The sequence below is a fragment of the Zarconia sp. genome, assembly GCF_057467645.1.
The window spans coordinates 21,166-44,627 of the sequence record NZ_JBRJXU010000082.1 but is presented as its reverse complement, the minus strand read 5'-3'; the positions used below and the strand labels follow the sequence as shown (position 1 = coordinate 44,627).

Sequence of the window (23,462 nt, the reverse complement as noted above, 5' to 3'; positions counted from 1 at the left end):
GTATGTTTGATTATCGATCGTACGAACAATCCGATGTATTTTAAGTGTTTACACGGAAAGGTCTATATTTTGTTGAATTGTTATGGCGATCGCTCGTCAAGTCTTGAAAAAGATGTTACATTTTAAAACGATATTCAATCTACGTAAAAATAACAGTTTAATCCAGATCGACGGATTGCAGGCTCGCTCGATTTTAGTAAACGTTAAAAGCTCAAAATAATTTTAGATCTTTGACTCCGGAAAAAGCCGCACTCGATATTTGAAGCGCTCGAGTTTCCAAATATCGTTTCCAATATCTGTCGAGTACTCGTTTTCATATTTTTAGCGTTAGATCGAATATTTAAAGTGAAACAGTTCGGGTTGCCTCTACCAACCACCCATGCAGAATTTGTAAACTGCAGTATTTTTTTGCCAAATCTGCACATCCTCAATCTGCATCGATGCTTATCCATCAAGTTTAGGACCGATCTGAACCACTTATGTCTGCCCACGAAGCGAGCGTAGAAGCCCAGAACCATGCGGCTCTCCTTCAAGAACTCAATGCTCTGCGCGGGCGCGTTTCCAAACTCGAATCCGCCAGCACCGAATCCGAGCGCGTTGCCCGCCATCAAACCCTGCTGTCCATCGTCAGTAAAATTCGAGAATCTTTAGAACTCGACCGTATTTTTCAATCCACCGCCACGGAAGTGCGGCAGCTATTGAATGCCGATCGCGTCGGGATATTTCGCTTCCATGCCGACTCCAGCTACCAGGTGGGTGAATTCATCGGCGAGGACGTGCGATCGCCCTTCCCCTCTGCCATGGGCGTTGTCATTTGCGATCGCTGTTTTGGCGAAGAATATGCAATTGACTATCAATACGGTCGCATCCAATCCGTGGCCGATATCGCAGCCGCTGGCTTGCAAAACTGCCATCTAGCCGTACTCGAACCCTTCCAAGTACGGGCGAACCTGGTGGTGCCCCTCCTCAAAGGCGAAGAACTCTGGGGTTTGGTGTGCGTTCACCAATGTTCGGAACCCCGCGAGTGGCAGGCCGAAGAAATTGATTTCGTCCGCCAAATTTCCACCCACCTCGGAGTCGCCCTCCAGCAAGCGGAGCAAATCTCGCAACTGCGCCAGCAGTCCATGCGGTTGGCAGCCTCAGTGGAACGGGAACGGGCGGTATCGGGTATCGTCCACAAAATTCGTCAAACCTTCGACCTCGATACCATTTTCACCATTGCCACCGACGAAATCCAGAAATTGCTGGGGGCCGATCGGGTGGGGATTTATCGCTTCAACCCCGACTGGAGTGGCGAATTCGTCTGCGAATCCGTTGCCCCCGGCTGGAAGTCCCTCATTGAAGCCCAGCAAGAATACCCGGAACTACGCCGCAACGTCAGTGAATGCAGCGCCAAATCCCTCGCCATCGCCCCTCCCACGGATGCCAACTCCAGCGAAGCCATCTTAGTCGATACCTACCTCCAGCAAACCCAGGGGGGGCAGTACAGGCAAGGCAAACTTTACCGCACCTGCAACGATATCTACGAAGCGGGATTCTCCCCCTGCTACATTAACCTGCTCGAAGTGTATCAAGCCCGCGCCTACACCATCGTCGCCATTTATCGCGGCAAGATCCTGTGGGGATTGCTCGCGGCCTATCAAAATTCCGGCCCGCGCGAGTGGAACGAATCGGAAGTCAACTTTTTGGTGCAAGTAGGTTCCCAGTTGGGGATTGCCGTCCACCAAGCGGAGTTATTCGCTCAGTCCCAAGAACGATCGATCGAACTCGAAAATACCCTCACCGCCCAATTGCGGCAGCGTGCCGAAGAACTCGAACGGAATGCAGCGCGCGAACGGGCGGTTTCGACGATTATCGAGCGCATTCGGCAAACCCTCGATATCAGTACCATCTTCTCCTCGGCCACCCAAGAACTGCGCCAGTTTCTCCAATGCGATCGGGTCGCCGTCTATCGTTTCAACACCGATTGGAGTGGGGCGTTCGTCTCCGAGTCCGTTGCCCAAGGCTGGATTCCTCTCGTTGGTCCGGATATCAAAACCTTCTGGCCCGATACTTACTTGCAAGAAACTGAAGGAGGGCGGTATCGAAACCACGAAACTTTAGCTGTGGAAGATATTCGCACCGTCGGTTACACCCAGTGTCACGTCGAACTCCTCGAACAGTTTCAGGTCAAAGCCTACGCCATCGCCCCGGTGTTCGTCGGCGATCGCCTCTGGGGACTGCTGGCAGCCTATCAAAACTCGGGCCCCCGCCATTGGGAAGAACGGGAAATGGGTTTGCTCGCTCAGGTGGGCAATCAGTTCGGCGTTGCCCTCCAACAAGCCAAATTATTCCAGAAAACCCAAGCCCAGGCCCGGGAACTCCAAGGCACCCTCGCCAACCTGAGCGCGATCGTCGATAACCTCGCCGATGGATTGCTCGTCACGGATGAAACCGGTCGGATTTCTCGATTTAATCCCGCCCTCAAACAGATGTTCGATTTCGATCGGGGTGTGGATTTGAGCGGCAAACATTTACTCGATTTCTTTCCCCCGCAACTGGCAAAATTGGCAGAGGAGATTCAAGATCGCCCCGAAGAAAACATGACCCTTTCAGAAGTGGCACTCGGGGGCGATCGCATCGGTCAGGCGCTGGCCACCTGCATCCTTAAAAGCGAAACGGAGGACGGCAATTGCTGTTCGGGGACGGTGATTTTGATTCGGGATGTGACGGCAGAGAAAGAAGTCGATCGAATGAAAACCGATTTTCTGGCAACGGTCTCCCACGAATTGCGCACGCCGCTGACTTCGGTGTTGGGGTTTGCCTCAATTATTAAAGAGAAGCTCGACGAAACCATCTTCCCGGCCGTCACCACCGACGATCGCAAGGTGCAAAAAGGGATTCGCAAAGTGGGGGCGAATATCAACATTATCGTCTCCGAGGCCGAACGACTGACGGCGTTGATTAACGACGTGTTGGATATTGCCAAGATGGAAGCCGGTCGGGTGGAGTGGAACCTCGAGGCCACCAATCCCCAGGACATTCTCGAACGGGCGATCTCAGCCACCTTTTCCCTCTTCGAGACCAGCGGTCTGAAGTTGGTGCGCCAATTCGACCCTCAACTGCCAGAAATTGTGGTCGATCGCGATCGCATCATTCAAGTGGTCATTAACTTGATTTCCAATGCAGTCAAATTTACCTCGCAAGGGTCGGTAACCTGTCGGGCAACGGTCAAAGACGGCACACTCGTCGTCAGCGTCGTGGATATGGGCATCGGCATCGCCCCAGAGGACCAAAGCCTGGTATTCGAGCGATTCAAACAAGTGGGCAACATCCTCACCGACAAGCCCAAAGGGACGGGATTGGGGTTACCCATTTGCAAGCAAATCGTCGAATATCACGGGGGCGAAATTTGGGTGGAAAGCCAAGTGGGTACCGGGAGTACCTTTTCTTTTAGCATTCCCCTCACCTCAAACCCGTCAACCCAACACAAAATCATCAACGTCGATGCCTTGGTGCGCCGTCTCAAACAGCAAATCGTTCCCAAACCGGAAGCCACTGCAAAGGAAAATCGAACGGTATTGGTGGTCGACGATGAGGTCAATATCCGCGAACTGTTAAGAGATTCTTTGGAAAAAGAAGGCTACGAAGTTGCCGAAGCGGTGGATGGCATGGATGCGATCGACCGCGCTAAAGCCGTCAAACCCGATCTGATCGTTCTGGACGTGATGATGCCTCAAATTAACGGATTTGATGTGGCGGCTATCCTCAAAAACGATCCCGAGACAATGGATATTCCGATTATTATTCTGTCGCTGATGGAAGATCGGCAGCGTGGATATCGTATCGGTATCGATCGCTACTTAACTAAACCCATTAACCCGGAACAGTTAGTGGGTGAAATCGATCTGCTCATCGAACAAGGCACCTCTGCCAAAAAAGTGTTGGTGGTCGATCGTAACGCTTCTACTCTCAAAACTCTGTCCGAGACTTTAGTTTCTCAAGGGTATAGCGTTGTGGAAGCATCCGATGGCGAAGAAGGGGTGGCCATTGCTCTCTCCACCCGACCCGATACGATTGTCATCGATGCCCTATTATCCCAAGAGGTTAATTTTGTGAAAACCTTGCGATTTGCCAATGGTTTGGAAAATGTCTCTTTAATTTTTACAGGAGATGTACTTGCCGATGAATCTAAATTAATTATTTAATCTGATTCTGATGAAAACCATCCTGATTCTTGCTCCCTTAGAAAGCAGATTGTAAAATGTTATCGATCTCTCCAAATTCACTTCTTCAGAAAGATAAGTCTCGTTGGCATATCGATCGCGAAATAAAAATTGAGGGAGATCGACTTCGTTCTTGAAGTTTACCCATAATCTTCTTCTACTGCTCCAATCTCTGATTCTGTAAAATCATCATGCCGCAAAAAGTTTTAATCGTCGATGACGAACCTAATATCCTCATTCTGATGGAGCAAGCTCTCGAAAAGCTCGAAGATGACGATGATGTAGAATTACTAACGGCCACCAATGGCTTAGAAGCCCTCGAAACCATTCAAGAAGAGAAGCCAGATTTGGTCTTTTTGGATGTGATGATGCCAAAAATGAGCGGTTTAGAAGTTTGTAATACCGTCAAAAACCAACTAAAAATGGATGATATTTATATCATCATGCTCACGGCAAAAGGGCAAGAATACGATAAGCAAAATGGGATTGCGGTGGGGGCAAATCTGTATATGACCAAGCCGTTTCGCCCCAAAGAAGTACTGGCAAAGTCGCGAGAAGTTTTGGGTTTAGTCACGGCCTAATCGCCCCAGGTGCAACTTAATAATCTCAAACCTGACAACGCAGGGAAAAAGGGGAAGGGGGAAGGGGTAAGGGACAATTGGTCTACTCGGTTACGATGTGACTGGGTCTAAAGTTGCACATCACGTTTATATGAATAAAGTCACCATCAAGCTCAAAAAACTGATAGCCAAACAAGATCTGGCAAGTATTATTCGGGAGTTTATCGGCGAGTTCGATACCCCGATCTCCATTACCGATAATCAGGGGAAAATTCTGCTCGGCGATCGAAATCTTGATGGTGTGCAATGCGATCGACATCCGATTGATGCCGGGGAAGATACCATTGGTTGGGTACTCGGGAATGGTCAATCCCGGTTTCTGGCGCAAATGCTCGGTCACATTGCCGGTCGAGAATTGGAGAGTAAAAGTCTGGCGATCGATGCCTTAGATCGCTACGAAGAAATTAACTTTTTATACGACTTTTCGGGTTTGATTTCCACCTGTTTGGATGTCAAAGATGTGACGGAGTTGGTACTCGATGAAGCTCGCAAGCTCATCAACGCCACCAGTGCGTCGGTGATGTTACTCAACGAAGAATCTCAAAAACTGGAAATTCTCGCCGCGCGGGGGACAGAGTATCCCCACAAAGTCACCATCTCGCCGGGATTGGGGATTGCCGGTCACGTTTTCGTCTCCAACAAAGCCGAAATCGTCAACAACGTCCAGAACGACCCCAGGTACGTTCCCGGAGAGAATAACATTCATTCTTTGCTGTGCGCGCCGTTGGTGACTCAGAATGGGGCGATTGGCGCAATTAACCTCGCCAATACCCAACCGGTAAACTATACCGCCCAAGATTTAAAGCTGTTTACGGCCCTAACGTCCCAAGCCGCAGCGGCAATCGAAAATGCCCTCTTACACGAAAATAAGCTCAAGCAAGAGCGAATTAAAAGCCATCTGGAGCGCTATTTATCGCCTTTGGTGGTGCAAGCGGTGATTGAAGCCAAGGAAGAAGTTTCCCTCGAACCCACCAAGCAAAACATTGCCATCTTATTTTCCGATATTCGCAATTTCACCCGCAAATGCGAGGAGTTAGCCCCGGAGCAAATCGTTGCCTATCTCAACGAGTATTTTACCCATATGGTTTCGGTGATTTTCGCTCACCAGGGAACGGTGAATAAATTCGTGGGGGATATGATCGTGGCGATGTTCGGCGCGCCCACTCGATTTGTCGATCGCGAACAACGGGCGATTCAGGCGGCGATTGATATGCAACGGACCATTCAACAAATTCCCAACCCTTGGATTCGCGAAAACTTTTCTACGGGAATCGGTATCTGTTCTGGGGATGTGGTGGTGGGTAACATCGGCTCGCCCCAGCATTTAGACTATACAGCGATCGGAGATAAGGTCAACGTTGCCTCGCGGTTGCAATCCATGGCAAAGGGAGGACAAATTCTCGTCAACTCCAGCGTTTATCAAGCCACGCAAGATTTATTTGAATTTGAAGAACTCGGCTTGGTGCGCGTCAAAGGTCGCCATCAACCGATCGATGCCTTTGAGGTGAAATACGAGCCATTTGCGGGACATCTCGATCGGAGTTTGATGCGCTCGAAGGTAAATCTGTGACCGTTCCAACGTTAGATTTAATCATCCCCGGAAAAATTTTCTCAGGTCGATCGAGAAACTGTCTCAATTAAGTTGCAGTTTCGAAAAATCTCTATCTAAATTTCGAGAGAAGAAATATCATCAGCCAACCTTATCTTTCCTCTGAGTATTGCTCGGAGCAGTCTATTAATGGATCTCTGATCGTCCTCGTTCAAAGACTCTTCTAAAATAGCCGCCATTAAGCCGTAGCGATCGGCGATCGTGATGCTTCCCGTGATTCTTGCCGAGACGAGAATCTCCGACACAGCACCGGGGAGAAGTGCAACAGACGATTTCATGAGCATAATTTTGTCAATTTAGTACATCCTATGATCGCAAATTTTTCCGAGATCTCCACGATCTGTAGTCTCACGAAAAGACGATCTCGATCGCACTTTTATGCGATCTAAAACACAAAATCTCTGTGATTTCAATCGAGCGATCCAAAGATGGTCAAAATAAATAGCGATCTCAACTTTTGACGTAATGTGCGCTCGGTATTCTTCACGAGATATCCCAAGATAATAGTTCAGTAAAAATACGACCGTATCGAGCCGTAACCTCTAGATGCAGCCAGAAAGCACCTGTAAGCCTATTGCGGTGGGTAATTCAGACGAGCCACAACACTCAACGCTTCATCATGCTTTATATCAACTTGTTTTTGGAAGATGACCCGATATCTACATTCGATCGGTCAGGCGAATTTCTACCAATAAAGACTGTTCTTCGAGGCGATTTGCGAATCGATTTACAGTTGCAAGACTCGAACGCCATTCACGCGATATACGTGTCATGGTAAAACATTTCCCCTGTTTTAGCTAGGTGAGGAGAGGGAAGGGGGAATCGTCAATTGTCTATTTACGCCATGTGCAACTTAATTCTCCAAAATCCTCTCCCACGGGGGGAAGGGGGAAGCTCACAGGTGTAGGTTTTTTACAATCTGGCAATTGCTGGTGGTAACGGCAACGAAAATTCAAGGGTTCGGCGATTGCCAGCTCCCCCCACTCAAACCCACACCTTTGTAAAAAACCTACCCTTGTCAGGAAGGGGGAAGGGGGATCAGTCTACTCGCTCACCATATCGCGAGTGCAAAAAGAGCGCACACCGCGTTATTTACAATTGAGAATGTACTGCGATGCAGAATTCAAAATGCATTTTGAAAAGGATTGCCGGCCTGGGAGAGCAAAGCATTTGGAGATGTGAGGTTTCGTTCGAACCACCATCGATCGCCCAAATGCTTGTACCCCTACAGCACTCCCCGATTTCGGGCTTTACGCCAGACCGACTAATTTTTCGCTCAACTCCCACAATCGTTGGGCTTTATTGTTGTCGAGGGCTTCATCGGAAACCTCTTGATCGAAAGATTTGCGCCCTTCTTTCTGGCGATTCCCCCAACTCCAATACACGCCGGACTTGTTATACTCCGGATCGACGGCCACTGCAGCCAATCGCTCGCCAGCCAGCTCCTGAGAGACGTATCCCCCGGTGATATTCTTTTGGAATAAGGGGAAGAGTTTCTGAAACAGGGGATAGTGGTTGCGGAAGAGGGGGGTTTCAGCCACGCATCCGGGATAAAGCGCGCTGAAGATGATTCCCGTGGGGGTGTGATAGCGCCGATGCAGCTCTCGCATGGTGAGCATATTGCACAGCTTGCTATCTTTGTAGGCTTTACCGGATTTGAACTTCTTGCCGTTAATCATGGTAATCGGTTCTTTGAATCCCGCTTCAAAGCCTTCGAGGTTCCCCAAATCCGGCGGTGCGGGAATGGGAATTTTGCCCCCCAACTCCTTCGGATTGGCAGTGACGGTTCCCAAAATAATGAGCCGAGGCGGCAAAGCGCGAGATTGGCGCAAATCCTCGAGCATCAGATTGCACAGGAGGAAGTGCCCCAGGTGGTTGGTGGCCACGCTCAATTCGTATCCGTCGGTACTGCGCTGGGGTTCTTTGAGCAGAGGCAGGTAGACGGCAGCATTGCACACCAAAGTATCGAGGGGTTTGCCACTTTCCCGAAAGGTTTTGACGAACTCGCGCACGCTATCGAGGGAAGCCAAATCTAGTTTCATTACCGTGTAGCTGTCGGGAGCCATACCCACCTCGGCAGCCATTCGTTTGGCCTTCTCGAGATCCCGACAAGCCATTACCACGTGATGCCCTTTCTTGGCGAGGGCTTTGGCCCCATACAAACCAACACCGGAGGATGCACCCGTTACCACAACTGTTTTGCGATTCTGTTCCATTTATCTGATGGTTCTTTTTATCTGAATTGCTAACTCTTGGAAGAGTATTTATTAATATTTTTTAAGCTGGGTTGACATTGGGTCGTTAACACCTCACGGATATAAGATTTCCTTTGGACGATCGAAATGCTCGATCGCTCGATGCTAGCCACAGCTTCTCGCGTAAAATGTTAACAAAATGGAGAATTAATACTCAAACTTTATACCAAAAATTTAACACCTCGCGATCGCCTCTATTTCTCCCCTTCTTCTTTTAGAGGAAAACCCGTCACGATCGGGGGAGGGTGACGGTGAGGTCCAAATCATCTGTGGGTTTGGGGTTCAGACCGTTTGACAGCCGCTCTCTCGAACCGGGCGATCGCGATAGTTATATCGACACGGTTTTATCGCGGTATTGCCGTAAGGGCGCGGACAGTCCGAGCGAACATGAGCGTATCTTCGATCTTTCTCCCCCGGCTTCCCCTGTGAAGTCAGAACCCCCTCTTCGTTCCGCCAGTGCTCTCCTGTAGGAGAGGGTCGGGTCGTTCACGAATTCTCTAGAGCCGCACGAACGATGCGGGTTAACTCTTCTTCCGTCCACGGTTTGCGCAGGCAATGGAATAAGTTTGCTTCTTGTTTCGCTCGCTCGATCGCATCATCATCGGCTTGACCCGTCAGCATAATTGTTGTGATTTCAGGAAATTTTTTGTGAACTTCAATTAAGAATTCATCGCCTTTCATTCCCGGCATCAGCCAATCAGAAACAATCAACAGAGTTTTAATATCGTCGAGGTCAAAGTCTTCAAGAATTTCTAATGCTTCTTCGGGACTTTCGGCGACTTCGTATAAGTAATCCTTCCCAAAACATCGTCTGAGCTGTTCTTTGAGGCTCTCGAGAATAATCGCTTCATCATCAACGCACAAAATTGCTGCTTCGGACATCGTTTTCTTCGTGAATTGTGAATGAGGGTGTAGGGTGTGGGATGTGGGGAGAGAAAACCTTTAACTTGTCATTTCTAATTTTGCATTCTCTTCCCCGGCGGCTTCCGGTTGCAATGTTTCTCCATAAGGCAGCCATACCCAAAAACTGGTTTGTCCCGGTTGGCTTTTCACCTCGATCCGTCCGTCGTGTTTGTCCACGATTTTTTTGACGATATCCAATCCCAAGCCGCTGCCTTCTCCCGCTCGTTTGGTGGTGAAAAACGGCTCGAAAATTTTGCCTTGGACGTCCTCGGGAATCCCGCAGCCAAAGTCCGTCACGCGGACTATCACGTGATTATCCCGCTCGAACACCCCCACTTCCAAGCGACCCTTTCCCTCCATTGCCTGTACCCCATTGTGAATCAAATTGCGCCACACCTGAACCAGTTCGTCGGGATAACAGGAGAGGAAGGGGACTTGTTGGTAATCCCGGATGATTTCCACCCCTTGTTTGAGTTGATTGCGATAGAGATCGAATACCGTTTCGATACTGTCGGTGACGTTGACGCGCTGTTTTTCGCCGCTGCGATCGTAACGGGAGTAAGTCTTGAGGGCAAACACCACTTTGGACGCCAGTTCGACGGCTTTGAGAATATTCTGGGCGTTGCCGGTGAGGCGGGCGAGGTTGTAAGCCAGTTGTATGTTGCGATCGGCCAATTCTCCTTTGAGCAAGGGCACAAATGGTTCGATATCTTCGAGAACCCCCATATCGACCAACGAATCGGCAATGTGTCGGGCATCGTCAATGTCTGCTTCTTGCAACTGACGAACCAGGGTGCGACGAACTTGACGCTGTTCTCGGGAGGTGAGAGAAGTTGTACTTTTCCGGGAACGTTCGATCAGAGCAAAAAAATCGATTTGCCGTTGGGGGTCGAGTTGTAGCAGCAGTTTGGGCAGTTCGTTGAGGGAAGTGTCGATCGCTGCAATGGTGTTGGTGGCAGAAGCACGAATGGCTCCTAACGGCGTATTCACTTCGTGGGCGATACCCGCGACGAGTTTGCCCAACGCCGACATTTTTTCCGATTCGATAAGTTGGGCTTGGGTGGTTTGCAACTGGGCGAGGGTTTGCTCCAATTCTCGATTTTTGGACTGGAGACTTTTTTGCAAGAAACAGTTGGCCAAATGGGTTTCGACGCGGGCGAGAACTTCTTCGACTTGGAAGGGTTTGCTCACGTAGTCGACTCCGCCGACGTTAAAGGCTTTCACCTTATCGAGAACATCATCGAGGGCGCTGATAAAAATCACCGGAATGTCGCGGGTGGACTCGTCGTGTTTGAGGCGTTCGCACACTTCGTAGCCATCCATTTCGGGCATATTAATATCGAGCAAAATCAAATCGATGGGAATGGCTTGGGCGATGGAAATGGCTTGAGGACCATTGCTGACCGGTCGCACGTTGTATCCTTTGTCGGACAGAATACCCAGGAGAAGCCGTAGGTTAGCGGGTGTGTCATCAACAATTAAAATTGTGATGTCTTGGGGGTTAGCCATATTCGATTATCACCAGAGAGTTCTAGGAGTTTAAACGGACAGAGTTGGATCGATCGATACGGGTCTCGATCTCGAAAACATCTCGCAGTGGGCGAGACATCTCGTTATCGATGTTCGGGGGTGGAGAGCGGGAATCGGAAAATTAGGCGATCTTTCATCGATTTGTGAATATATGGGTTTATAAATACGCGATCGCTTTTCGCAATCGTTGATGGATCGTTGTTAAAACTTTCGATCGGCGATGGCCGTGCCAGGTTGCTGCTCGATCGCCTCTTGCATTAACCGGGCAATCTTATCGTAAGCAAAATCTTGAGCCAGGGAGGCCAGGGCATTAGCCATCATGTCGTCGTGTTGGCGAATCTCATCGATATAACCGTCGATTTTGGTAATTTCGGCGAAGCTAGCCGCACTTTCGAGATTCTTCAACAGCGACGATGGGAGTGTGGCTAAATTTCCCGAATCAAGGGCTTTTTGCAAATCACCAGGAGACTGGGACGAACCCGTCTCGGTCGGCTCGTCATAAATGTAACGCACGCCGATATGTTTGTGCATCGCCTCGAAAATATCCGCTTCTTTAAAGGGTTTGCGCATGAAATCGTTACACCCGGCCGAAAGCACCACGGCCCGTTCTTCTTCTAAGACACTGGCGGTGAGGGCAATCACGGCTGTCGCTTGACCTTTGGTCGTCGATTTAATCGCTTGGGTGGCTTCGTATCCATCCATCACCGGCATCCGCATATCCATCCAAATTAGATGGGGCTGAAATTCGTCCCACACTTCGACGGCTTCTCGACCGTTGGTGGCTTCTCGCAGTTCGAAGCCCAAGGGATTGAGCAGTTTCACGAGCAATTGGCGGTTGATGGGTTTGTCGTCGACGATGAGAATCCGATAGCGGGGTTGTCCCGGTTCCAGGGCGAGGACGCGACGCTGGGGTTGGTTCTCCTCGATTTGCGTGGGTTCGACTTCCACGGTTTGAATCTCAAAGGCAAAGGTGGTGCCTTCCCCCACTTCGGAAGTGACATGCATTTCGCCCCCCATCAACCGAACGAACTTACGGCTGATGGGTAGTCCCAATCCCGTGCCTTCTTGGGCTTGTTTCCCGGTTTCCGTCTGCACGAAGGCTTCAAATAGGGTATCCATATCCTCTGGGGGAATTCCCGCCCCGGTATCTTCGATGGCGAAGTGGAGGGTGAGGGGGAGGGAAGAGGACGCGGAGACGCGGGGACGCGGGGAGGCTGAGGAGGTTTCGGGGACTTCGGAAGCAGGGGAGGCTAAATTTTCTCCCGTTTCTCCCCCATTCCCCATTACCCGTTCCCCATTCCCCATTCGCGTAACGCTGAGGCTGACGCCGCCTTGTTCGGTGAATTTGAGACCGTTGTTGATGAGGTTGATGAGGACTTGGCGCAGTTTAACGGCATCGGTGTGGATGTAGCGAGGTAAGTCGGGGGAATACTCGACACTCATTTGCAATCCCTTTTCTTCGGCTTTGAATTGAAACATATCGCCGACGTCGTTGAGGAGGCGGTGGAGGTCGAAGTTTTTCTGGTTGAGGGTGGTGCGTCCGGCTTCGATTTTGGAGAGGTCGAGGACGTTGTTAATCAGGGTGAGAAGGTGTTCGCCGCTACGGCTAATGATGCCGACGTTTTCTTGATGTTCGGCAGGGAGGGATTGGCTGCGGGCCATGACTTGGGAAAAGCCGAGAATGGCGTTGAGGGGCGATCGCAACTCGTGACTCATGTTGGCGATGAAGGTGCTTTTGGCTTGGTTGGCTGCGTCGGCTTTTTCTTTGGCCGTTTCGAGTTGTTGGTTGGATTCGGCGAGTTCTGCGGTGCGTTCGGCAACGCGATGTTCGAGGGTGGCAAAGGACTCTTTGAGTTGACCGGCCATGGTGTTGAAGGATTTGGCCAGTTCCCCCACTTCGTCGGCGCGATCGAATTTGACGGTTTTATCCCACTCCCCTCGGGCAATATCTTTGGCCGATCGATTTAAACTGAGAATCGGACCGGTCACCCAACGGGCGGTGAGAATTCCCACCCCAGTTGCAACCAGTAAAGCGGCGGCGCACAGGATGATGGTGGTGCGGGTGTTGGCGTTAATTTGCCCCATGAAGTCGGATTCGGGGACGACGACGACGATTTGCCAGTCGAGGCCGAAGCGATCGCGAAACGGTTGCACTTGCACGAATTGCCGCCCACCGTCGGTGGTAAATTCGAGTTGTTGTAAATCTTCGGTGGATTGTGCGATCGCCTCTTCGGCTAAGTATCTCGCCGTCGCTTGGGTGAGGGGATTTTGGCTGTCGGCAACGTTCACCCGTTCGGCCCCGTATTCTTTTTGGGTGGTTTTAAAGGGTTTTTCTCCGGTGGAGGTTGCTACCAACATTCCCGATCTCTCGATAATATAAACTTGTCCGGTTTGACCGATTTTAAGACTTTCTAAAAAGTCACCGATTTGCGAGAGATTGATATTGGTGAGCAACACGCCTTGTAACTGCTCTTCTGGGTTATAAAAGGGCCTCGAAGCCCCCAGATAAGCGGTAATTCCCGCTGTATTGGGATAGATTTCGCTCCACACCGGACTTTTGGCAGCAACGGCGGCTTTATACCAGGGTCGGGTACGCGGATCGAAGGGAATGCTACGGAGAACTTCTAATTTTTTTCCAGTTTCGTCAGTGGAATAGGTAGAAAAAATATGCTTGCTCGCAGCAGTCGAAACTCTCAAGGTGAGCTGATTTCCATCGAACCGTTCTGCACCGAGATTATCTTGATTTTCTAAGCCTAAACCGGTAAAAGTCAGGGTCTCGAAAACTTTGAGCTGTCGCCAAAAATATTGCTCTAAGGTGGGAATTTCCGATAACTTGAGTTGCCCGAGATCGAAGGCGGTTGCATTAATTTGATTGACTTGATGGGGAACGCTCAAGTAGGCTTCTAAATTTTCCTCTACCCGAGCATTAATTTCACTTAGAAGTTCTGAGGCAACGTCGTTAACCGACTTCTGACCGGTTTTAAAAGAAAGGTATCCGACCAGTCCCACGGCTGTGAAAATTTGGAGAACAAAGGGAACGATTAAAACAGTTCGTAAAGGAACTTGACCCGAAAGATAGTGAATGCTTCGATTGAGTGAGTTCATCTAGAGATTAGTTATATATAAAAAAGAGGATTGGATATTGCCGATCGAGAATTTAAATCGAAGGTAAGCATTCAGCAATCAGTGATTAGCTGTCAGCTTTTAAAGAAAATGCACGAGAGCATTAGTTGAATCAGAGTTCTCGTTTTCTCGGGCAATTTAGAGTATGCGGTCTGAAAATCCCTGAAAATTCTAGCGTTCGAGACGATCGAACCAACTGAGAGCTGACGGCTGATGGCTGAATGCTTACAATCGAAGACAGAACGCTCTATCTCTTTCAACTGCAATTTTGCAATTGACATTTCTTCTTTAAGATGATTTATGTTCGATTATTTAATTTCTAATTTTTTTGTTTGAATATTATCATTCGTCAACAAGAATGGCAAGCAATTTTTTTCGGAATAATGCTGACATCAGCGGCAACGGAAAATTTCAAGTTTTAACGCTCATTTTACGAATCGATAATATATAGAAAATATTAATTTATTTGAGTTAAAAATTGATTGAATTCATGACGATACAGACTCGTTTGAGTTATCGACAGATTTCAATCTTGATGTCTCAGGCCGAATCATTGAATAATTTGCGATCGAATGCTGAAGCGATTTGCTACCGAATCTTTTTAGCATTCGTGAATGAGATCGCCCAAACCTCAAAAGAGCGTCGATTGATTTCAGCACTCTAGCAAAACTGGTAAATCCCCTGAAGATTACGGAAATTAGAATAGATGATATTCAAAAAATCCGTACTATTTCGGATGACAACTTTTGGATGATGAGCCAATACTAGTTGAGAATCTTCGCTTTCATTGGAGACCCCAACGGCACTGGGAAATTATAACCCTGTTTCCCGATCGCTGCAATCTACCCAATACAGTGTTGTCAAACACTCATTCTCAGGGACTGGAGATGTCGTTGTGATTCAATGATGCGTGCGTCTACTCTCAGTCGAACGAGGGTTCGATCGCTTTTCTCAATTTTCAACTCAATCTAAACTTCAATTCGACCTAGCGAACTTCAGCTAGCTGGGGTAGATTGCTGTGTCAATTTTTTAATTTTCATTTTAATCAACATAAAATTGCATGATTAATAAATTGTTTTTGTTTGTAAAAAACTAAATTAAATAGATTGTATTATTTTTTTTTGACTTTTAAATAAGTATTACAGCAAGTTTGACAGTTTATTTCATTCAGTACTGGTGAGATTAAAAAACTGAATAGATAACAATATGACATCAACAATTTTTACAAATATTATTACTGCTTTCTCTCCTGTCAGTTTAGTATGGATCGTATTTTGCGGAGTGGCGATCGCGGGAGAAATTCATCCATCAACTTCAAAACTTCTACCCTCTCAAACAACCTCAAACCTCCAATCCCAAACCACAGAAATTTCCCAAGTCACCTCCGTTGACGAACTTGCCGATGTGCAACCTACAGACTGGGCATTTAGCGCCCTCGAATCCCTCGTCAAACGCTACGGTTGCATTGCCGGCTTTCCCGATACCACCTATCGCGGTTCCCAAGCGATTACCCGATACGAATTCGCGGCCGGATTGAATGCTTGTTTAGACTATCTCGAGTCTCAAATTAGTGGAAACGGCAATATTTCCGCAACAGATTTAGCGATCGTTCGTCGCTTGCAAGAAGACTTTGCCCCGGAACTTGCCACCCTGCGGGGACGCATCGACTCCTTAGAAAACCGAACCGCCGAACTCGAAGCAAACCAGGTTTCCACCACGACCCAACTCACGGGAGAAACCATCTTCGGACTGACAGCAGCTGGGGGGGAGAATCGCGCGTTGAATCGATTGGAATGGGCTGGTGTGGGGGGACTCGATACCGAAGAATTGCGCCAGAATTTGGAAACAAACCCCACTTTTGCCTATCGCGCCCGTTTGTTCTTTAATACTAGCTTTACCGGACGCGATCGCCTGACAATTCGCTTGCAGGGGGCGAACTTTGCCCATCACGCCACCGGTAGCGATGAAACTCGGCTGGCCTACTCTTCTGGGGGAGATGGTAGCGTCGTTCTCAACAAGTTATTTTACCGAACTCCGATCGGCGATCGCTTCACCTTTTCCACCGGAACGACGGGACTGCTGGTTCTCAATTTCTTCAACCCCACCAATCCCTTCCTCTCCAACGATGCCACCGGGGTGATTTCCCAATTCGGTCGCCACAACCCTGCCATTTTTCGCGCAAAACAGGGGGCTGGGGCGGGTTTGAGCTTCGACGGGGGCGATCGATTCACCCTCTCGGGCTTCTACATGGTTCCCTCTGGGGATGCATCCAACCCCGAAACCGGCTTATTTGATGGGGCATTTACGACTGGAGTGCAAGTCTACGCCGAAGCCACCGACGACATTGATGTATCCCTAGCGTACCTGCATTCTTACACCCCCAGTAATGCGGTGAACTTGTTCGGGGAAGCGGGGACGGATTTCTCTCAAACTCCCTTTCTCAACGTCAGCGACGGTCGAGTTTCCAGCGATGCTACCTCTGCCGATCGCCTCGGCATTCAAACCAGCATCCGGGCAACGGAGTGGATGAATTTCGCCGGTTGGTTCGGGGCGGTATTTGCCCAAAGCCAAAGCGGACGCACCCGAGGGGATGAGGCGACGATTCTCAACTGGGCGGCAAACGTAGCGTTTCCCGATTTGGGGGGAGAAGGGAATTTGCTGGGGTTGGTTGTCGGGCAAACTCCCCACGTTGTGAGTAACGATAACGAGATTGCCGGGATTCCCATTGAAGATCGCGTTGCACCGTGGCATTACGAACTGTTCTATCGGATTGCTTTCTCGGATAAGCTATCTGTCACGCCAGGGGTGTTTTATATCGATAATCCCGAGGGCGATCGCCGCAACGATGGGTTATGGGTGGGGGCAGTCCGGGCGACGTTTAAGTTTTGACCGGTTTTGAGGGGATGAGTCTGCGATCGGATGAGCGTTGCATTCAGATCGAACGCAGAGAAAACAAAAGTTATAAACTTAAGTTGTAAGCTGTAATATAAAATACGAGAAAAAGAGTCATGTAGAGTAATGACCACAAAAACAGATGCGTATGGCAGTGAAAGTTATTCGAGAGATTGTCCGCGAAGCACCGAACTTACATCAAAGAATTAAAGAAGCGAGGCTGGCAGACGGGCGTAACGCGCAGATGCTTGCAACCCTATGTGGCATCAGCACCACTTACTGGTATCAACTCGAGTCGGGCAATCGCCGGAGTGTCAGCGAAACGATTATTAGAAATATGGAAAAGGTTCTGGGGGTTGACCTGGGACTGCCCTCGTTTGACGAAACTCAGGACGATCGCAATAAGGCTTTAGATGGATTAGATGGAGGTGATTGACAATGATGAGCATTCACGAAGCACTCATGCTGATTGACGAGTGGGTCGATTCCCTCGAAGATGATGAGTTACCCGAGAAATGCCGAGAAGCTGGAAACGACTTTTTTAGCTTTCTCCAACGCCGGGGATTCAGCTTTCGAGAGTTTGAAGAACTTGTCGTCAAAATTACCGGGATAAAGCCCCAAAACCTTTGGAGGATTGAAGACGCGGAATCGCTACGGCACTACATTCGCGCCTATCACGGCGAAGAGCAGGAACTTTCACGAGAAGAATATCGAAATGGACGAAACAACCGCAATTGGCTTGAAGATGCCACCCGTCATTTCTTCGGTCGCTGAATACGTTACGGCTCGGGAAATCGGACAGCGCATCGAAGCGACAGCAACCTGTTGGGAAGATATACCCGATGATTCTCGATCGGATGCAACCTTAGCGTGGGAGTTGGTCGAAGCCGGTCAGACGGCTTGGCATCTTCCATGCTTCCACGCTGACATTCGGGTAAAGCTCACGAGTATCTACGATTGGGAGAATCTTGAAATCGCTCGATTTGCCGCAAAGTTTTTGCTCGAAACGCTACCCAACGACCCCATCGATACAGAAACCCAACCGTTTTTAGAGTCAATCCAGGACGGAACGCGAATCCCGGACGGTTACGTGTCCTGGTGTCGGTGGCCCAATTCATCGGAATTCTACCGAAAAACGTTGAACTGGCGAATGGTGGGGTGGGCTGAGGATGCTCAAACCGAACGACGTGCAGAAGATAACACCCACTGGTTCATGCTGCAGACGGGACGCGGGGACGAGTATATGGAACGAAAGCTCGATCGACTTTCAGTAACTGGCGAAAATCTGACTGAGTAATGGGTTTGCGATCGCCCAACATAGTTATTAATAAATTGTTTTGAAGTTATTCATACAATAATTAACTGTTTCGGATACACTAAGCTTGTGAGTGGAATTCCCACTTCGAATCCAGAACTGTTCTTCCTGTGGATTTTTTTGCTTCAAATATATAGGTCTTGGAGACTTATATATACTTACCTTGCAGACTTCATCTTGACCAATTTTATGGAAGCTAAATTTTAGTTCTTTGCTGAGATATAGCCCAAAGTTTTCTCGAAGCAAAAGCTGGGTTAAAAATTGTCCGTAACCATCCCGATTCGGCTTCTTTAGGGTCTGATAATCGTGTTTCAGCCCTATAACATTACCGTCATCCGCAACACCAATTAACAGAGTTCCTCCCTCGGAATTGAGAAAAGCTGCGACAGTTTTTAGAATAATGTTTTCCATCATCTTGTCCTTTTTCTTCTCTCTCAGGTTCCAACGTGCTGAGGACTTAAATTCTAAGGTCGCACTTTCACCCTGTTGAATTAGCTCGACAATTTCGCTATCTTGCTTAGGTAAGGTCGTTTGGGCGCTCGAGAAACTTCTTGAGACCGGACAATTGATAACAGACTGCGGTAATTGAGTTTTTGCTCTTTGAATCTGTCTGTTTAAATATCTAATTTCTTGTTGCAACCTAGTATGATTATTTTCTAAATTTATCTGTTTGCCAAAAATATTTTTTCTGATATCAGATTCTGATTTTTTTACCTGCATGAGCTTACTGCGTAAACTTACAATTTTTTGCTGCATATAAAATTTATTTTGTGGACTTTTGCTTTTGGAGACACTGTACTGCTCAGAGCAAATTGCATTCTGGATGTTGACTTGTTGTTGCACTAATTGACTCGCTTTTTTCTGAAGATTCGCAATTTCTTGCTGCAATCGGTTTGCAGTGTTTCTATAGTTAAACAAATACATACACGCTTCCTCTGAAGAGAAGGGAGAAATTTTTAGAATATAAATAATTGTACAATATTTTTTGTTTGTTTCTATAAGTCACTCGATCTTCCCCCATCATGCTAGTCTAAACATCTGCACTTCCCTCCCATCAAACCGCTGTTTCTCCCCTCACCCCCATGCAACCTGAAATCACCGTTCCCGCCGCCCTCCACGGTCTCAAAACCCCCGATATTCCCCCCTTACTCGGCGCATCCTTAGAACAACTCACCGAATGGATCGTCGCCCAGGGACAACCCGCCTACCGGGGGAAACAGTTGCATCAATGGATTTACAAACAGGGGGCAAAATCCCTCGGCGACATTACCGTATTCCCCAAACAGTGGCGCAACGATCGCGCTGAAATCTCCATCGGACGATCGACCATCGACCATCGTTCCGTTGCCCGCGACGGTACCACCAAGTACCTCCTGCGCCTAGATGACGGTGAAATTATCGAAACCGTCGGTATTCCCACCGCCAATCGCCTCACGGTTTGCGTCTCTTCTCAGGTGGGTTGTGCCATGGCCTGCGATTTCTGCGCCACGGGGAAAGGGGGATTTACCCGCCACCTCGGCCGCCATGAAATCGTCGATCAAGTACTGACGGTACAGGAGGATTTCGATCGCCGCGTCAGTAATATTGTCTTTATGGGGATGGGGGAACCGCTGCTGAATACCGATAACGTCCTGTCGGCGATCGCTGCTTTAAACCAAGATGTGGGAATTGGGGCGCGATCGATTACCCTCTCCACCGTCGGCATTCCCGGACGAATCCGCAAACTCGCCGCCCACAAACTCCAAGCTACCCTCGCCGTCAGCCTCCACGCCTCCAACCAACGACTGCGCGAACAACTCATCCCCAGTGCCCGCCAATACCCCTTAGAGGCCCTCTTCGACGAATGCCGGGAATACGTTCGCCTCACCCATCGCCGCCTCACCTTTGAATACCTGCTACTGTCTGGCTTCAACGACTGGCCCGAACACGCCGCAGAACTGGTCAAACACCTGCGGGGATTCCAAAGTCACGTTAACTTGATTCCCTACAACCCCATCTCCGAAGCCGACTACCAGCGTCCCGAAAGCGATCGCATCGAAGCCTTTTCCAATATCCTCAAACAACACAACATCGCCGTCAGCGTCCGCTACTCCCGAGGTTTAGAAGTCGATGCCGCCTGCGGACAGTTGCGATCGCGCGCCGTAGGGGCAAAGCATTCGATCGATTAATTTTAGCCCAAACGAAACCCAATATATCCAAATGCTTCGCCCTCCGGGGTGTAGGGAAGACACGGGGACGCGACTGTAGGGGCGCGCGCATTTGAGCAATTAATCGCCGCTCAAACGAAACCTCATATATTCAAATGCTATAGCCCTCACGCATGGCTACGAAGCGCGCCCTCCGGAGTGTAGGGGAGACGCGGAGACGTGCTGAGGGGAGATACGGGAGCAAGATGCTCCCACTATGTATTATCGATTCTTCCTCTATTCCCGAAGCCTCCTTCGCCTCCGAAGCCGAAGTCATGAATTTCTTCTCCCTTTCCCCCTTAACCCTTAACCCTTTTCCACCTCCAGGTCTAATACAACTCGTACTTCAGTAACGTACACGGCAGCGCACCGTTATAAACCGGCATCCGACGGGAGGCGCGCAATCCCACTCGTTTGGCGAGTTCTTTATTTCCCGTCAGAATATACCCCGTCCAGCCTTTAAACCGCTGCTTGAACGTATCGCCTAACAGTTTGTACAAATCTCCCAATTCTCGGGCATCGCCCAACCGTTCGCCGTAGGGAGGATTGCAGATGACGATGCCCCCTTCCCCCGGCGCTTCCACTTGATGCAGTTCCTGCTGTATTAATTGCACCTGACCTTTGACGCCGCAGTTTTCGGCGTTGATGCGGGCGCTGGAGACGGCTTCTGGATCGCGATCGCTACCGATAATAGTGGCAGGGAGGGTGTCGAGGCGGTTTCGATCGGCTTCTCGTTGAATCTCCACCCACAAATCTCGATCGAAATCGGGCCATTTCATAAAGGCAAATCGATCGCGAAACGACCCCGGCGCGATGTTGAGGGCTTTTAAGCTGGCCTCGAGGGGGAGGGTTCCGGAGCCGCACAGGGGATCGAAAAGGGGTACACTGGGCGAGTACTCCGCCAGGTCGAGCAAGGCCGCTGCCAGGGTTTCTTTGAGGGGGGCTAACCCCACGGCCGGTCGGTAGCCCCGTCGGTGTAAACTCGGGCCAGAGCTATCGAGGCTGAGAATACCGCGATCGCGATAGATGTGGAGGTTGAGGGCGAAATCCGGATCGTTGGCATCCACGCTCGATCGCCGCCCGAACCGATCGCGCTGCTGGTCGACGATCGCATTTTTCACCTGGAGGGCGCTGTAGTGGCTGTGGTTGAGTTTGCGGTTGCTGCCGGTACAGCGAACGGCAATGGTATTATCCGGAGTTAGGTACTCCCCCCAGTCAATTTGCTGTACCCCTCGGTAAAGCATCCCGGCATCGACGCAGCGAAACTCCGTGAGTGGAACCAGCACCCGGAAAATTGTGCGCGCCCACAGGTTAACGCGATACAGCAGGGCGAGATCTCCTTGGAAATGCACCCCGGCAAAATCTGGAACCACCTCGAGCGCCCCCAATTTTTCCAGTTCTCGGGCGGCGATCGGTTCTAGACTACGAGCAACGGTGGCAAAGTATCGTTTCATCATTTGCGCTGTTTGGATAATCGGATTTTTCGGGTTGAAGCGTTTAGAAAAGACTTAGGTGAAAATAAAAAAAATGTGAGATTTGAATCGAAAGCTTTACCGACGATCGCGACCGTGAAATACTAGAATTAGCTCTGGATAAAAATCATTATCTCAGAAACTGAAGCAATAAACCCTTAAAAAGGAATTTGATACAATGACCCGTGCAATTATGGAAACTGATAAGGGAACAATTCATCTGGAATTGTTTAAGGATGATGCTCCCAATACCGTTCAAAACTTCGTCGATTTATCCAATAAAGGATTTTACGATGGTTTGAATTTTCATCGCGTGATTAATGACTTCGTAGTTCAAGGGGGCTGTCCTCACGGTACGGGAACCGGCGGACCGGGCTACACCATCAAATGCGAAATTAATAAAAACAAGCATATGGCAGGTAGCTTGTCAATGGCTCATGCCGGAAAAGATACTGGCGGCAGTCAGTTTTTTATCTGCCATTCTCCCCAGGCTCATTTAGATGGCGTGCATACCGTTTTTGGCAAAACTGAAGATATGGATGTGGTCAATGCTATTCGTGCCGGAGATAAAATTCTGTCGGTGAAAATCGAGGAATAGTTTCCTAAACGTTGGCAATCATTTTCGATCGCATTTTGAATCTGATTTGAATCTAATTTAATATTCGGGTAGGTCGTGAGGTCGCGAAACAATTCGTTCAATTTTGCCCCAAAACGGTCTACCCCAACGACTGCTTTAATCGATCGCAATAATAGCAAAAATCTCACGTTATATAAAAGAGATTAGATCTAAGAGTTCCGACTCAAGAGATTCCGTAAGATATCGATCGCCTCTTCTACGGTTTCGGCAACCCATAAATTATCTTCAGAGAGATTCTCGAAAAACGATCGAGTGGTGCGATCGCAATTGAGTAAAATGACCGGCTTTTTTGCCTTTAATGCCAGTGCCACTTCCGATGCCGTTCCCGCACCCATTCCGCAAGCGACGATCGCATGACTCGATAGCGCGTTAATATTATTACGGGCACTCCCCAAATCCGTAAAAATAGCGATATCTACCGCCTCGGACATCCCTTCATCCGTAGCAGTCGGGAGAATACCAACGATCAAACCGCCTGCTTGTTTTGCCCCCTGATTGGCGGCCTCCATCACCCCAACATTGCGTCCTCCGGTCAGTAGTATCCATCCCTGAGATGCGATCGCACTTCCTAGTTTTCTGGCAAGGTTGCGATCGATTTCCCGCGCACCAATTCCGGGTCCCATGACCCCAATTATTAGTTTTATCATCGCCTCACAACTTTTGCACTCGATGACGGGTTAAAAGTTAGAATTTTCAAAATCGTCTTCGCTCCATC

Annotated in this window: 17 protein-coding genes; 9 read left to right on the top strand and 8 right to left on the bottom strand. The window is 49.1% G+C overall.

The features are described from left to right. Window positions 1-479 precede the first annotated feature (479 nt). The 3 genes from AC2215_RS12560 to AC2215_RS12550 all read left to right on the top strand — a co-directional run bounded on the left by AC2215_RS12560 (window position 480) and on the right by AC2215_RS12550 (window position 6,395). A complete protein-coding gene (locus AC2215_RS12560) occupies window positions 480-4,187 on the top strand; it encodes a GAF domain-containing protein (RefSeq protein WP_486810347.1) in 3,708 nt (1,235 codons plus the stop codon). Between the two features lie 209 nt (window positions 4,188-4,396). Then, entirely contained in the window at window positions 4,397-4,786 is a 390-nt protein-coding gene (locus AC2215_RS12555) for a response regulator (RefSeq protein WP_486810346.1), read from the top strand. Between the two features lie 130 nt (window positions 4,787-4,916). Then, entirely contained in the window at window positions 4,917-6,395 is a 1,479-nt protein-coding gene (locus tag AC2215_RS12550; RefSeq protein ID WP_486810345.1) for an adenylate/guanylate cyclase domain-containing protein, read from the top strand. Between the two features lie 95 nt (window positions 6,396-6,490). On the opposite strand, the gene AC2215_RS12545 is transcribed toward AC2215_RS12550, so the two are convergent. The 5 genes from AC2215_RS12545 to AC2215_RS12525 form a co-directional block, all read right to left on the bottom strand. After that, entirely contained in the window at window positions 6,491-6,712 is a 222-nt protein-coding gene (locus AC2215_RS12545) for a hypothetical protein (protein ID WP_486810344.1), read from the bottom strand. A gap of 972 nt (window positions 6,713-7,684) precedes the next feature. Continuing rightward, window positions 7,685-8,650, bottom strand: coding sequence for a protochlorophyllide reductase (locus AC2215_RS12540; RefSeq protein ID WP_486810343.1), 966 nt, complete (start codon window positions 8,648-8,650; stop codon window positions 7,685-7,687). Between the two features lie 525 nt (window positions 8,651-9,175). Next, on the bottom strand, window positions 9,176-9,571 hold the full coding sequence (locus AC2215_RS12535; RefSeq protein WP_486810342.1) for a response regulator: 396 nt from the start codon (window positions 9,569-9,571) through the stop codon (window positions 9,176-9,178). Window positions 9,572-9,631: 60 nt separating this feature from the next. Then, window positions 9,632-11,101, bottom strand: coding sequence for a hybrid sensor histidine kinase/response regulator (locus tag AC2215_RS12530; protein WP_486810341.1), 1,470 nt, complete (start codon window positions 11,099-11,101; stop codon window positions 9,632-9,634). Between the two features lie 222 nt (window positions 11,102-11,323). Next, window positions 11,324-14,227, bottom strand: coding sequence for a response regulator (locus AC2215_RS12525; RefSeq protein WP_486810340.1), 2,904 nt, complete (start codon window positions 14,225-14,227; stop codon window positions 11,324-11,326). 1,224 nt (window positions 14,228-15,451) lie between these two features. Between AC2215_RS12525 and AC2215_RS12520 the strand changes: the two genes are divergently transcribed. From AC2215_RS12520 to AC2215_RS12505, 4 genes are all read left to right on the top strand, one after another. Further along, window positions 15,452-17,134, top strand: coding sequence for an iron uptake porin (locus AC2215_RS12520; protein ID WP_486810339.1), 1,683 nt, complete (start codon window positions 15,452-15,454; stop codon window positions 17,132-17,134). 151 nt (window positions 17,135-17,285) lie between these two features. Continuing rightward, window positions 17,286-17,573: a helix-turn-helix domain-containing protein gene (locus AC2215_RS12515; RefSeq protein ID WP_486810338.1), complete on the top strand. Its 288-nt coding sequence runs from the start codon at window positions 17,286-17,288 to the stop codon at window positions 17,571-17,573. Between the two features lie 2 nt (window positions 17,574-17,575). After that, a complete protein-coding gene (locus AC2215_RS12510) occupies window positions 17,576-17,911 on the top strand; it encodes a hypothetical protein (RefSeq protein WP_486810337.1) in 336 nt (111 codons plus the stop codon). Beyond that, a complete protein-coding gene (locus AC2215_RS12505) occupies window positions 17,853-18,434 on the top strand; it encodes a hypothetical protein (RefSeq protein ID WP_486810336.1) in 582 nt (193 codons plus the stop codon). The genes AC2215_RS12510 and AC2215_RS12505 overlap by 59 nt, the downstream gene beginning before the upstream one ends. 27 nt (window positions 18,435-18,461) lie before the next feature. On the opposite strand, the gene AC2215_RS12500 is transcribed toward AC2215_RS12505, so the two are convergent. Then, a complete protein-coding gene (locus AC2215_RS12500; protein ID WP_486810335.1) occupies window positions 18,462-19,340 on the bottom strand; it encodes an AlbA family DNA-binding domain-containing protein in 879 nt (292 codons plus the stop codon). Between the two features lie 194 nt (window positions 19,341-19,534). On the opposite strand from AC2215_RS12500, the gene rlmN reads away from it, so the two are divergent. Next, window positions 19,535-20,620 (top strand): dual-specificity RNA methyltransferase RlmN, encoded by a 1,086-nt coding sequence (rlmN, locus tag AC2215_RS12495; protein ID WP_486810334.1) that lies wholly within the window; start codon window positions 19,535-19,537, stop codon window positions 20,618-20,620. A gap of 347 nt (window positions 20,621-20,967) precedes the next feature. Here rlmN and AC2215_RS12490 read toward each other — a convergent pair whose 3' ends face one another. Continuing rightward, window positions 20,968-22,092 (bottom strand): THUMP domain-containing class I SAM-dependent RNA methyltransferase, encoded by a 1,125-nt coding sequence (locus AC2215_RS12490; RefSeq protein ID WP_486810354.1) that lies wholly within the window; start codon window positions 22,090-22,092, stop codon window positions 20,968-20,970. A gap of 196 nt (window positions 22,093-22,288) precedes the next feature. On the opposite strand from AC2215_RS12490, the gene AC2215_RS12485 reads away from it, so the two are divergent. Beyond that, the gene (locus AC2215_RS12485) at window positions 22,289-22,708 is read left to right on the top strand and encodes a peptidylprolyl isomerase (RefSeq protein WP_486810333.1); all 420 of its coding nucleotides are present in this window, start codon (window positions 22,289-22,291) and stop codon (window positions 22,706-22,708) included. A gap of 188 nt (window positions 22,709-22,896) precedes the next feature. Here the strand turns inward: AC2215_RS12485 and AC2215_RS12480 are convergent, their stop codons facing one another. Further along, window positions 22,897-23,394, bottom strand: coding sequence for an SLOG cluster 4 domain-containing protein (locus tag AC2215_RS12480; protein ID WP_486810332.1), 498 nt, complete (start codon window positions 23,392-23,394; stop codon window positions 22,897-22,899). Window positions 23,395-23,462 lie beyond the last annotated feature (68 nt).